The 11,663-nt window shown below is 65.7% G+C and carries 12 protein-coding genes; all 12 read left to right on the top strand.

Translation table 11 applies throughout. The features are described from left to right. The coding region (locus ACXJKR_RS13080) for a hypothetical protein (protein WP_457323200.1) at positions 1-2,686 on the top strand (2,686 nt) is incomplete at its 5' end. Beyond that, positions 2,686-2,982, top strand: coding sequence for a hypothetical protein (locus ACXJKR_RS13075; RefSeq protein ID WP_457323199.1), 297 nt, complete (start codon positions 2,686-2,688; stop codon positions 2,980-2,982). The genes ACXJKR_RS13080 and ACXJKR_RS13075, both read left to right, overlap by 1 nt. Positions 2,983-3,019: 37 nt before the next feature. Next, entirely contained in the window at positions 3,020-3,241 is a 222-nt protein-coding gene (locus ACXJKR_RS13070) for a hypothetical protein (RefSeq protein WP_457323198.1), read from the top strand. Positions 3,242-3,407: 166 nt separating this feature from the next. Further along, positions 3,408-4,487 carry a tetratricopeptide repeat protein gene (locus ACXJKR_RS13065; protein WP_457323197.1) on the top strand — a complete coding sequence of 360 codons (1,080 nt, stop codon included), beginning with the start codon at positions 3,408-3,410 and terminating at the stop codon, positions 4,485-4,487. A gap of 297 nt (positions 4,488-4,784) precedes the next feature. After that, entirely contained in the window at positions 4,785-5,051 is a 267-nt protein-coding gene (gene fliQ / locus ACXJKR_RS13060) for a flagellar biosynthesis protein FliQ (protein WP_457323196.1), read from the top strand. A gap of 5 nt (positions 5,052-5,056) precedes the next feature. Next, positions 5,057-5,815 (top strand): flagellar biosynthetic protein FliR, encoded by a 759-nt coding sequence (locus ACXJKR_RS13055; protein ID WP_457323195.1) that lies wholly within the window; start codon positions 5,057-5,059, stop codon positions 5,813-5,815. 73 nt (positions 5,816-5,888) lie between these two features. Continuing rightward, positions 5,889-6,977 carry an EscU/YscU/HrcU family type III secretion system export apparatus switch protein gene (locus ACXJKR_RS13050; protein ID WP_457323194.1) on the top strand — a complete coding sequence of 363 codons (1,089 nt, stop codon included), beginning with the start codon at positions 5,889-5,891 and terminating at the stop codon, positions 6,975-6,977. Then, positions 6,974-9,016 carry a flagellar biosynthesis protein FlhA gene (locus ACXJKR_RS13045; RefSeq protein WP_457323193.1) on the top strand — a complete coding sequence of 681 codons (2,043 nt, stop codon included), beginning with the start codon at positions 6,974-6,976 and terminating at the stop codon, positions 9,014-9,016. The genes ACXJKR_RS13050 and ACXJKR_RS13045 overlap by 4 nt, the downstream gene beginning before the upstream one ends. Beyond that, positions 9,013-9,720: a flagellar hook-basal body complex protein gene (locus ACXJKR_RS13040; protein ID WP_457323192.1), complete on the top strand. Its 708-nt coding sequence runs from the start codon at positions 9,013-9,015 to the stop codon at positions 9,718-9,720. The genes ACXJKR_RS13045 and ACXJKR_RS13040 overlap by 4 nt, the downstream gene beginning before the upstream one ends. Next, complete coding sequence (locus tag ACXJKR_RS13035; RefSeq protein WP_457323191.1) at positions 9,717-10,478, top strand: flagellar hook-basal body protein; 762 nt, start codon at positions 9,717-9,719, stop codon at positions 10,476-10,478. The genes ACXJKR_RS13040 and ACXJKR_RS13035 overlap by 4 nt, the downstream gene beginning before the upstream one ends. Beyond that, a complete protein-coding gene (locus ACXJKR_RS13030) occupies positions 10,475-11,161 on the top strand; it encodes a flagella basal body P-ring formation protein FlgA (RefSeq protein ID WP_457323190.1) in 687 nt (228 codons plus the stop codon). The genes ACXJKR_RS13035 and ACXJKR_RS13030 overlap by 4 nt, the downstream gene beginning before the upstream one ends. Continuing rightward, positions 11,158-11,663: flagellar basal body L-ring protein FlgH (locus ACXJKR_RS13025; RefSeq protein WP_457323189.1), on the top strand; the 506-nt coding region annotated here is incomplete at its 3' end. The genes ACXJKR_RS13030 and ACXJKR_RS13025, both read left to right, overlap by 4 nt.

The raw sequence follows: 11,663 nt of genomic DNA, 5'->3' as shown, positions 1-11,663 counted from the left end.
CATCAAGACCGCGGCCATCACCGCCCCGCAGCTGCGCGCGCGCCGCCGCGTCGACGCCATCGGCCGCACCGTCGAGTACAAGGAATGGAGTGCGGACAACAACACGGTTGAGTCCACCGCCAGCAGCTACGACAACGACAACCGATTGCTCACGCAGAAGTTCGTCAGCACCAACACCCTCAATCCCAGCAACAACAGCAACTACACGCTCACCTACAGCTACTACAAGGACAAGAGCGATCAGCTCGCCAGCTGGGATGGCGCTGGCGCGCTGGCCAGCGTCAGCCAGAGCGGCATCACCACCCTTTACACCTACGACTATTGGGACGACGCCAAGCAACTCCTCATTACCAAGCGCACGGCCGACCAGAACACCACCACCACACTGGGATACGACCTCAACGGCCACATCAAGAGCAATGTCGATGCCGGCACCGGCATCACCCAGGACTACATCACCAACGCCAACGGCCAGGTGCTGCTACGCATGAACTCGGGCACGCCCTACCAAAACTACTATTACGCCGACGGCCACCGGGTCGGCGAAGTGGGCAACGTGCCGGGTGAAAAGTCGCGCATGAGCTACGCCGAACAGCTCTATCGCAAAAGCGTTCCCGAAACCGCCGATCAGCGCCGTGAGCGCTACAAGCGCCTGAATCCCGTCACCAGCGTCGACTTCGACCAGAACTACGAGCCCATCAACGACAGCTACCCCGGCAGGGCCGCCAGCAACTACGCCGTGCGCCGCAACGGCGAGACGCTGCGCTCCGTGGCCCAGGCGTTGTGGGGCGACTCCAGCATGTGGTACCTCATTGCCGAGGCCAACGGCATGCTCGACGACACTTCGCTCAGCGCCGGGCAGGTGCTGGTGATTCCCAACAAGGTCACCAACATCCACAACAACGCCAGCACCTGGCGGCCCTACAACCCCGGCGAGGCCATCGGCAATGTGGACCCGAACTGGAGCGCGGCCAACATTCAGGGGATCAAGGACTTCCCGGCGAAGCTTTCGGAATTGATCTCGCACGCCATCTCGTCGGCGATGTGGACCACCAGCAGCCTAGGGAGTTCCAGCAGCTACAGCTACCAGCCGGCCTATTCCGATCCATTCGGCTTTGACCGGGCATTCTTTGGGAATGGTGCCAAAGAGAAGGACGATGCGGCGTTGGACAAGGCCAAGAAAGCGCTCAAGAGCGGAGACATCGCCCAGCAGCGCGAGGCCCTGACGGGGCTGGTGAGCCGGCCGGAATTCACAGGCGCAGTCGCGCAACAGGTTGCCATCCAACAGCTGTTGGATGTCTCCTACAACTTCTCCGCATCGCTGGGCACTCCGCTTGACAGCGGTAATGGCATGCAAATGGGCGCCGTGAGTGTGGCCGGGTGGAATTGGAGCGGGCAGGGGCTGGGGGCGTTTGGCAATGCGTTGGGGAGCAGCCTGGCGGAGGCCTCGCGGCCTGAAACTCAGGGTGTTGGCCCGTACTCGTCAGCGGACTACCGCAACGGCTCGGACATCGAGAGCGACAACTACACCGCTGCTCGCGAGGCCGAGCAGCAGATGCTCGCGAACAACCGCACGGTGTTGAACGCGGCCAACGTGGCGGCTGACCCGTCGTACTACAGCAGCCCGACGCCGGAGCAGTCGCAAGCGGCGTTCCGGCAGTCGGAGCGCGACTATCGGCAGGCGACCGACACCGGTGCCACGTCGATGGCGTACCGCGCCGATGACAAGGGGCTGTTCGGTGCAGCGTTGCGCGCGGCTGGCGGGGACCGCCAGCGCGCCCTGGCCTTCCTTGGCACTTGGAGCGACCAAGGCGTCTATGAAACGAACCGAAATGGCAGCCCCATCGTGCAGGACGGCCAGTCGCTGCCGTGGGTGGACACCGGCTCGATGAGCGCCGATGCACTGGTGCAAAGCGCGCAGCGTGGGGCGCAGGTGCTGAGCGGCAACAGCGCCACGATGCTGGCCAACGCGCAGCGCGACAGCGCGAGCGAGACGCAGCGTGAGTTGAACCGCTTCGCGGCGATGAGCGAGGCCATGCGGACCGCTCCTGCTGCTGTTCCTTCAACAGCCTTTGAGCAGCGCCTCCTTCAGCCTGGTGAATCGATTCGAGGCAACCTGTTCTTCGGTGGCGCAGGCATGGACGGCGCATACATCAAGGACATGGTTCGAGCCTTTGGGGGCAATGGCATTGCCTTGACTCCGGTTGACCGCGAGAAGTGGTCAGGCGGAACGCTTCTTGACGCATCGGTGGGCGTCGACATTTACCGCGATGGCAAGTTCCCGATTCAGGTCTTGCTGGACAACTTCCACCAGACTGGACCTCAGTTCAACCTGGTGGGCTACTCCTATGGTTCTGTGGCTGCTTCGCAAGTCGCCATCAACTACGCCCAGGCTGGAACGCAGGTTGATAACTTGGTGCTGATTGGCGCACCCATCGGGGAGAAGTTCTTGAACGAGTTGAAAGCGACGGAGAACATCAAGAACGTTGTCGTCATCAACCTTACCGAGCAAGGTGACCCGATTCACGCCGGCATGACTCGAAACGAGTTGCTGTTGTCGGCGCCGACGCTGGCCAAGCAGATGGTCGAGTCTTCTGGGCACTTCTACTACGCACCAAGCAGCGCCGATGGCCAAGCACGCCGTGATGCTCTTGCAGCGTATCTGTACTCGAAGGGAGTTCGGTGATGAGTGATTTGCGCAACCGGGCCGGCATGCTGCTGTATGCGGCAGCGGTCATGGTCTCGGTGCTAGGCACGGGGTATCTCGTCTGGATTCACTTGAAGCTCTGGCTTGCCGGAAACTTCGTCCTTGGCGCGTTCAGTGTGGTGTTGGTGCTGGAGTACCTCCTGGCGAGTCTTGTTCTCTGGGCGCTCGGCAGTCTCCTAAGTCGTCGGACGAAGTGGGACTTCTCTCTGCTGTTGCTGACCATCATCCCCATCGCATTGTTGTTGGTCGCTCCAGCGAGGTTCGCAGCGAACTGAGAAGCTGGGGCCAAGGCCAGAGGTTGCTACAAGGGACATGCACCTATGCCCCTTGCCCTCCTGGTACCTCTACACCACCGATGCCACCTCGGTGCGCCTGCTGACCGACGACGGCGCGCCATCGCCTGAACTGAACACCGAGCCGRCGCGCACGCTGGCCGAGCTGACCGCGGCCATCCATGCCGCGGCGTGCCGCTTGGGCGAGCACGAGCTGCGGCACCTCGAACTGGCCATCGCACTGCAGCGCTGGCCCCGCTGAGCCTGCGGCGTGCAGCCGGGTCAAGGCTGGCCGTGAGGCCACCCGCAGGGCTCGGCCTTGAAGCGGCATCACGCCGAACGACGCTCGCCGGGTCAGGTTCGGGGTCAGCAGGTTCGGGGTCAAGTCTTAACTCTTAACCTCTCTTGCCTTTTCTGACAGTTCGCGCATGTGCCGCCCGCTGCGCATCGAGTTCCCTGCCGCGCCGTATCACCTTACGGTGCGAGGGGATCGGCAGGAAGACATCTTTGCCAACGACACCGACCGCGCTCGCTTGATGGCGGTGGTGGTGCAGTGCCCCGGGGGCGCTTCGACGCCCAGTTCCTGCCGCGATTTCCGGGGCCCGCAGCACGGCGTCTTCTGGCGAGCGTATGGCCGGTTCCCGCTCCGTGAATGTGAGGGCCGCGCGGACGATGCTGGAATAGCAGACGGGGCCCATGAATGTCCATGTGATGAACTGCCCAGCCGGACTCTGCGAGCGCTGCCCGGCGCTCCAACGCATGCTGACGCGGGCCACCCCTCATTCAGGGCGTCCGGCGAGGACGCTCGATCGCCGCACAATCTCGCGCCTAGCTTCAGCCTCAACCGCCCCCCGCTCTCCATGTCGGACGTTTTCCTCAACTTGACCCAAGCCGAACTCCTCGCCTTGGCCCTGGACGCCTCGCGCCGCAAAGACGCTGGGCACGCACTGGCCTATCTGAAGGAAGCCGCCAGACGCGCCGACGTGTCGGCTCAGGCGCTGTTCATGCTGGGCAGCGAGTACGCCCAGATCGGTTTGGTGCAGGAGGCCAAGGCCAGCATGGCCAGGGCCGTGGAGCGAGGAGCGGACTTCCCGCTGGCGCGGTTCCAACTCGGCATGCTGCATGTGACGACCCAGGAGCATGAGGCTGCCAAGGCGGTCTGGCAGCCGCTGGCCGAGTTGGGAGAGCGGCACCCGCAGGCCTATCTGGCGACGTTCGGGCGCGGCATGGGGCATCTCATCGCTGACGAGTTCGATGCGGCGATCCAGGTCCTGGGTGAAGGGGTCGCCAAAAACCAGGAGAACGCGCCGCTGAACGCGGAGATGCGCCGCATCATCGATGCCATCGAACACCTGCCCGGCCGTGTGAACCCGCCCTTGGCAAGTGCAACACCGGCGTCCGCCGAAACGCCACCCGCGCCGGTTGCTGAAGTGCAAGGCCCAGAAGCGGACTCGGACCCGAGCCATCTCTTCATTTCGGCCTATACCCAGAGCGGCAAGCCACACTGACACCCGCTAAGGGCTGACAGCTTCGGCTGGAAATTCGAGTCGCTCAGAGCGTCGGCGCAGCTGCTGGCATGCACGCGCAACCCCTCCTCGCAGGCGCTGCGTTCGCGTAACCGTTTACATGGTGTGAACCCGCGGCATACCCACCCCCTGCCTAGGTGCCCGCCCCCCTGAAGCACGGGGCCCTAACCGCTAAATCGAACGCGGATTCGCCGGAACAATCGCGCCTCGCAAGATCGGCAAAACAAAACCGCCGACGTACGAAAAACAAGCGGGGCACGCTTTGGGGAGGGTGGCGCTGTGACGCCAGATGTTTCGCTGCAGCTATTTGCGCAGCTGATGTGGAAGGCCGTGATGGTCTCCGCGCCGCTGCTGTTGACCGTCTTGATCGTGGGTTTGGGCGTGAGCATCTTCCAGGTGGTCACGCAGATCCAGGAGATGTCGCTCACCTTCATCCCCAAGCTGCTGGCCAGCGTGGCGGTGCTGGTGCTGGCGGGACCGTGGATGCTGGGCCAGTTGGTGGCCTACAGCAGCGCCCTGATCCGCGCGATTCCCCGACTGGTGTAACGGCAATGCCCTGGATCGACCCCGCTTGGGCGGTGGCCGTGCTCCTGTTGTGGGCGCGGCTCGGCGCCCTGTTGACCCTGAGCCCGCTGGCTCAGGCCGTCAAAGCGCCGCCCATCTTCTGGGTGCTGTTCACGCTCGCGCTGTCTGGCAGCTTATGTGCCGCACTCGGCTTGCGCACTGCGGTGCCGGCGGGGTTGGGCGGGCTATTCCTGTTGTTGCTGAGTGAAGCCGCCTTGGGCGCGCTCCTTGGCCTGTCCTTGCATGCCGCCTTTGCCGCACTCGCCATGGCGGGGCGCCTGCTGGACCTGCAGATGGGCTTTGGCATGGCGACGGTGCTGGACCCCGTGACGCGCGCCAATGTGCCCGTGATGGGCGTTGCGCTGACCCTGGTCGGCATGAGCGTGTTCTTCGGTGTCGACGGGCACCATGCGCTGCTGCGTGGCATCGCGCAGGTGGCGCAATGGGTGCCGCCCGGCGCGCTTTGGCGCTTGCCCGATGCCTCGGCCCTGGCGCGCGCCATGGGTGCGATGTTCAGCATGACGGTTGTCCTGGTCGCGCCTGCGATGTTCATGCTGCTGCTGATCGAGCTGGTGCTGGACTTCGTTTCGCGGGTGCTGCCGCAGATGAATGTGCTGTTCATCGGCATGCCGGTGAAAGCTCTGGTGGGTCTGTCGACTCTTGCCATTGCGGCGCCTGGTATGGCGCCTGCGCTCAGGAAGCTCTACGCCGGCGTGTTCGACTTCTGGCAAGTGGTGCAACCATGAGCGCCGCGCCGGGCCGTCCCAAGCAAGCTCGCTCCCGCCTGGCGGGACAGGCCGCAGGCCGAAGGGTGCATCAATGAGCCGAGAGCAGGACCTCGACCGCAATGAGCAGGCGACGCCCCACAAGCTCGACGAGGCGCGCAAGCGCGGCCAGGTGGCGCGCAGCCAGGACGCAGCGAGCTTTGCGGTGCTGGTGACGGCGATGCTGGCCTGCTACGCCATGCTGGCGCCGGCCGTCAAAGGGCTGGCGGGTCTGCTGGCGCGCGGGTTGGCGTCGGCACCCAGTCTGATGGACGATCCCGCCGCTGCTTCGCAGTTGATCGGGAAAGAGCTGCACGAAGCCATGCTCGTGCTGGCGCCGTTGCTGTTCGCCGTGGTGGTTGTTGCACTGATGGCCGGGCTGCTTCAAAGCGGCGGGCTGGTGTTCTCGTCGTCGCCGATCACGCCGGACTTCACGCGGCTGAACCCGGCGCAGGGCTTCCAGAAGCTGTTCTCGATGCGCGTGATCTATGAGGCTTTCAAGAGCACGTTCAAGCTGGCAGCGCTGATGGGTACGGCCTATCTGGCGCTCCATGCATTGATGCCGGGCGCCTTGAAGCTGCTGGGGCTGCCGGGCAAGGCGCTGCTCTTTCGCGTGATGGAGTCCTCTGGCGGCCTGATGGCCAAGTTGTGCGCGGTGCTGCTCGTTTTCGTGCTGGTGGACCTGCTGTTCGTGCGTTGGGACTTCCTGCGCAACCTGCGCATGAGCAAGCGGGAGATCGAGGACGAGCACAAGAACCGCGAAGGTGACCCGCGCATCCGCAACCGCCAGCGCGAAATCCGCATGCAGTTCCTGAAGGCCGCCAGCTCGGTGCAGAAGGTGCCGCAGGCACAGGTGGTGGTCACCAACCCCACGCACGTGGCCGTGGCGCTCCGCTACGAGCATGGCGTGACGCCTGCGCCGCTGGTCGTGGCCAAGGGCGCGGGCATGTTGGCGCGGCAGATCCGCCGCGCCGCCAACAAGGCCGGCGTGCCCATCGTGCACAGCCCGCGCCTGGCCCGGGCCCTCTACAAGGAGGTGCCGCAGGATGCCTATGTGCCCGAGCAGTGGTACCCGCCGGTGGCGCGCATCCTGGTGTGGCTGCGCAGCCTGCGTGAAGCCCGCAGCGGCATGAGGCCCGCATGAACAGCTTGCGCCAGGCGTTTGGCCGCCATTCCGACGTGTTGCTCGTCGTGCTGGTGCTGGGCGTGCTCACGATACTGTTCGCGCCCATCCCCGCGGGCCTGCTGGACTTCCTGATCCTGGCCAATGTCGGCTTCGCGCTGACGCTGCTGATGCTGACCTTCTACATGCATCGGCCGGTGGAGTTCTCGACCTTCCCGTCGCTGCTGCTGATCGCCACGCTGTTCCGGCTGTCTCTGAACGTCGCCGCGACACGGTTGATCCTGACGGACGCTGGCGCCGGCCAGGTGATCGGGGCGGTGGGCTCCTACGTCGTCGCGGGCAACTTCGTCATCGGCCTGATCGTCTTCCTGATCCTCGTTGTCGTGCAGTACGTCGTCGTGACCAGTGGCGCGCAGCGTGTGTCGGAGGTGGCGGCGCGCTTCACGCTGGACAGCATGCCCGGCCAGCAGATGAGCATCGATGCCGACCTGAACATGGGCTTCATCGACCAGGCCGAAGCTCAAGCGCGCCGCAAGACGCTGGAGCGCCAGGCAGCCTTCTACGGTGCCATGGACGGCGCCAGCAAGTTCGTCAAGGGCGATGCCGTGGCCGGCATCATCATCCTGCTCATCAATATCGTCGGCGGCCTGGTCATCGGCGTGATGCAGCGCGGCATGGGCTGGAGCGAGGCACTGCAGACCTTCACGCTGCTGACCGTGGGCGACGGCATCGTCACGCAGATTCCGGCGCTGGTCATTTCGGTCGGCACCGGCATCATCGTCACGCGCTCGGCCTCGGACAGCAATCTCAGCGGCGAGGTGCTCAAGCAACTCACCAGCTTCCCGAAGGCGATCTGGCTGGTGGTGGGCGCCTTGATGGTGCTGCTGATGCTGCCGGGCATTCCCGCGCTGCCCGTGCTCACGGTGGCGGCTGTCCTTGCTCTGCTGGCCCTGATGGCCGGCCTTCGCGACCGCGACGCCAATGAGGCAGCAGCCGACACCTCGACAGAAGAACAGCCCAAGGGCGACGATCTGGTGCCGCGGGTCCATCCGGTCGAGGTGCGCATCGGCAGCGCGCTTTCCACGTTGGCCCAAGGCGAGGAATCGGCCTTCATGCAGCGCATCGCCGCGCTGCGCAAGCAGTTCGCCCAGGACTTCGGGCTGCTGCTGCCCGCTGTGCGCTTCATCAACGAAGCCCGCCTGGCGGCGAACGCCTACGAGCTGGCCATCTATGGCGTGGTCTATGGCCGCGGCGAGTTGCATGAGGGCAAGCTGCTGGCCATCCATCCCAGCGGCGATACCAAGCACCTCAAGGGCATCGAGACGCGGGAGCCGACCTACGGGCTGCCGGCCGTGTGGATCGAAGAAAGTGAGCGCGAGAAGGCGCGCGCGGCGCGCTACACGCTGGTCGATACGCCCACGGTCTTCGTCACCCATCTGAGCGAGACGGTGCGCCAGCATTGCGCCAACCTGGTCACGCGTGCCGAGACRGACCGCCTGCTCAATCGCGTCCGCGAGGCGCAGCCGGGGCTGGTTGAAGAACTGGTGCCCACGGTGCTGGGCGTCGTCGACGTGCAAAAGGTCTTTCAAGCGCTGCTGCGCGAAAAGGTCAGTCTGGTGCAGGTCGAGGGCATCATCGAGACGCTGGCCGACGCGGGCCGGGGCACCAAGGATGCGGCACTGCTCACTGAAGCGGTACGCCAGCGGCTCGGGGCGTCGATCTGCCAGCAGCTCATGGGCGAGGCCCAGGCCCTGCACGTGCTGACGCTCGACCCGACCGTGGAGCAGCGCCTGCGCCAGGGCACGCAGGACGCCACGCCGACCGATCCCCGTTTTGTCGAGCAGTTGCTGGCGCGGGCCATCGTGCTGGCCGAGCAGATGGTGCGCAGCAACTTGCTGCCCGTGCTGCTCTGCGCACCTGACCTGCGGCGCCATCTGCGCAGCCTCACGGAGCGTGCGCTGCCGCATATGCGCATCCTGGCAGTCACCGAGGTGCCCAACCTGATCTCGCTCAAGGCCTTTGGCAGCCTCAACCTGCCGGTCAATGAAAGCTCCGCATGAATGCCATCGAAATCGCTGCCATCGGTTTGCAGCACGACCTGGATCGGCTCAAGCTGACCAGCCACAACGTCGCCAATCTTTCCACGCCAGGCTACAAGCGCCAGGTCGCGGTACAGATGCCGTTCGCCGACCTGATGAGCGCAACGAGCGAACTGCAAGTGCAGACGGACGCCCGCACAGGCAAGCTCAATGCGACCGGCCAGGCGCTGGATGTCGCCCTGCCGGACGGGCGCTATCTGCTGCTGGAGGCCGATGACGGCAGCCAGGCATTGAGCCGCCAAGGCGCGCTTCAGATCGACGCGCAAGGGCTGCTGCGCACGCTGGCAGGCCACAAGGTCATGGGCACCCGCGGAGCGATCAGTCTGCGCGCGGACCAACGCGCCGGCTTGGAGATCGATGCCCAGGGCCAGCTCAAGCAGCAGGGCCAGGTGCTCGACGCGCTGCGACTCATCGGCACCAAGGCCAATGTGGCCCTGCGTCCCTTGGGTGACGGGCTCTATGCCGCGGACAACAGCCAATGGGAAGCCGAGTCTGCAGCGATTGGCGTGCGCAGCGGGCACCTGGAGCAATCCAACGTTGTCCCCAGCCAGGAGATGGTGACCTTGATGAGCACCACCCGCCACGCCGAAACCATGGTGCGCCTGTTCCAGGCCGCCGACGACATGCAGGCGACCGCGATCCGTCGCTTCGGGGAGAACACATGAACGACGCCCTCTACATCGCCGCGACGGGGATGAAGGCCCAGACGGCCCAGCTCGACACGATTGCAAACAACGTCGCGAATGCCAGCACACCGGGCTTCAAGCGCAGCAACCTGCGCTTTGGCGACCTGGTCAGCGCCGGCCTCGATGGCCAGCAGTCGGCCGAGGTTTCGACGGTGTCGGCCGGCGTCAAGATCGGCGCCGTGCAGCGCTCCTTCGTGGCGGGCGAGCTGCGCCGCGTCGACGACACGATGTCCGTCGCCGTCCAGGGTGACGGCTTCCTTGAGGTGCAACTGCCCGACGGCAGCCCGGCGTTCACGCGCAGTGCCCGGCTTGAGATCAACGCCGACCGGTTGCTGGCGGCGTCTGACGGCTTTGTGCTGCGCCAGCACATCCATGTGCCCACCGACGTTCGCAGCCTCAGCATTGGCGAAGACGGCCAGGTCACGGGGCGTGATGACGCCGGCCGCATCACGACCTTGGGGCGCATCGAGCTGGCCGTGTTCGCCAGCCCCTCCGCGCTGACGCCGACCGGCGAGGGCCTGTGGCGAGCCAGTGCGGGTTCAGGCGAGGCCACGTTGGCACCTCCCGGCGAAGCCGGAGCAGGGCGCGTGAAGCAGGGCTATCAGGAGGCATCCAACGTCCAGCTGGTGGAAGAGATGGTGCAGCTGATGGTGGCCCAACGCGCCTACGAAATGAACGTCAAGGTCATGCAGGCGGCCGATGAGATCGCCGGCATGACCAACAACCTGCGCAAATGAACCGCGCCGTCGTCCTTGCGATCTGCGGCATGACCCTTGCCGCTTGCGCTCAGGCCAATCCCTTGTGCGATGTGGCCGAGGCAGGCCTGCAGCGGTTTGCCCAAGCCCGCGGCCTGGCTGCCGACATGCGCTGCCGCGCCTCGGTGGGCCAACCCTTGCCGGCCGACGCTTCGTTGAGCGCCATGGACTGGCCCAAGGGGCAGGTGCCGCGCAGCGGGGCCTTGACCTGGCCCGTGCGTGTGCAGGTCGGCCAGGGGCGTTCCTATGTCCAGCAGGTGCCGTTGTCCGTGGCCTGGACGGCGCCGGCCTGGGTCGGTGTGCGCAATCTGGAGCCGGGAGCCGAACTTCAGCCGGGCGATCTGGAGTTGCAGTCGCGGCGCTGGCCCGAGGGAATGGCCGTGCAGGCCGCGGATGCGCAGGCCCAACCGCAGGGGCGACTGCGCAGCGCCGTGCGAGCCGGGGACATCCTGACCGCTGCCGCTCTGCTGCCTGCCGGCGCGCTGGTGCGGGGCGACCGCGTCACCGCCGTTCTGGCGCAGGGTGCGATGGAGATTCGTATGCCCGCGCAGCTGTTGGCACCCAGTCGCGTTGGTGAAGTTGCGAGAGCGCAGGCAACCGGCCGCACCACGCCGCTTGAAGGGCGGCTGGTCGATGCGAAAACCTTGATGGTGGTGAGCGAATGAAGATCCTTTTCGCCACCTTGGCCTTGTTCTGCGCCGGGGCATGTGCCGACCAGTTCGATGCCCCGGCGCCCCAGGCTGAGAGCGTGGCCGCGCCGCCAGCAGCGGCATCGGCCAGCCCGGTCGCGCCAGCGGGGCCGGCGCCACGCCCGCGAGCACGGGGCAGCTTGTATTCCGACGCGCAGTTCCAGTCGCTCACCGCCGACCGGCGTCGCTTCGAGGTCGGCGAAGTGCTGACGATCATGGTTTACGAAAGCACGTCGGCCACGACGTCGGCCGATACCGGCACGAACCGCGATTCCAGCGTGGGCCTCGGCATCAGCCTGCCCAGCTGGAACAAGAGCGCGGGTGCCACGGCCAGCAACGACTTCAACGGCACCGGCCGCACGCAGCGTGCCGGCCGTGTGCTGGCGCAGATCACGGTGCTGGTTCGGGAGGTTTTGCCCAACGGCGACCTGCGTGTGGGGGGCGAGCAGCTGCTCGAGATCAATGGCGAGAAGCAGAC

The sequence above is a fragment of the Roseateles sp. P5_E11 genome (assembly GCF_054049355.1).
The sequence above is the reverse complement of the archived record's forward strand: the minus strand, read 5'-3'. Positions and strand labels throughout refer to the sequence as shown.

Coding starts and splice junctions, on each gene's coding strand:
- ACXJKR_RS13075 (WP_457323199.1), top strand. CDS start 2,686: ATGAGTGATTTGCGCAACCGGGCCGGCATGCTGCTGTATGCGGCAGCG.
- ACXJKR_RS13065 (WP_457323197.1), top strand. CDS start 3,408: ATGTGCCGCCCGCTGCGCATCGAGTTCCCTGCCGCGCCGTATCACCTT.
- ACXJKR_RS13055 (WP_457323195.1), top strand. CDS start 5,057: ATGCCCTGGATCGACCCCGCTTGGGCGGTGGCCGTGCTCCTGTTGTGG.
- ACXJKR_RS13050 (WP_457323194.1), top strand. CDS start 5,889: ATGAGCCGAGAGCAGGACCTCGACCGCAATGAGCAGGCGACGCCCCAC.
- ACXJKR_RS13040 (WP_457323192.1), top strand. CDS start 9,013: ATGAATGCCATCGAAATCGCTGCCATCGGTTTGCAGCACGACCTGGAT.
- ACXJKR_RS13035 (WP_457323191.1), top strand. CDS start 9,717: ATGAACGACGCCCTCTACATCGCCGCGACGGGGATGAAGGCCCAGACG.
- ACXJKR_RS13030 (WP_457323190.1), top strand. CDS start 10,475: ATGAACCGCGCCGTCGTCCTTGCGATCTGCGGCATGACCCTTGCCGCT.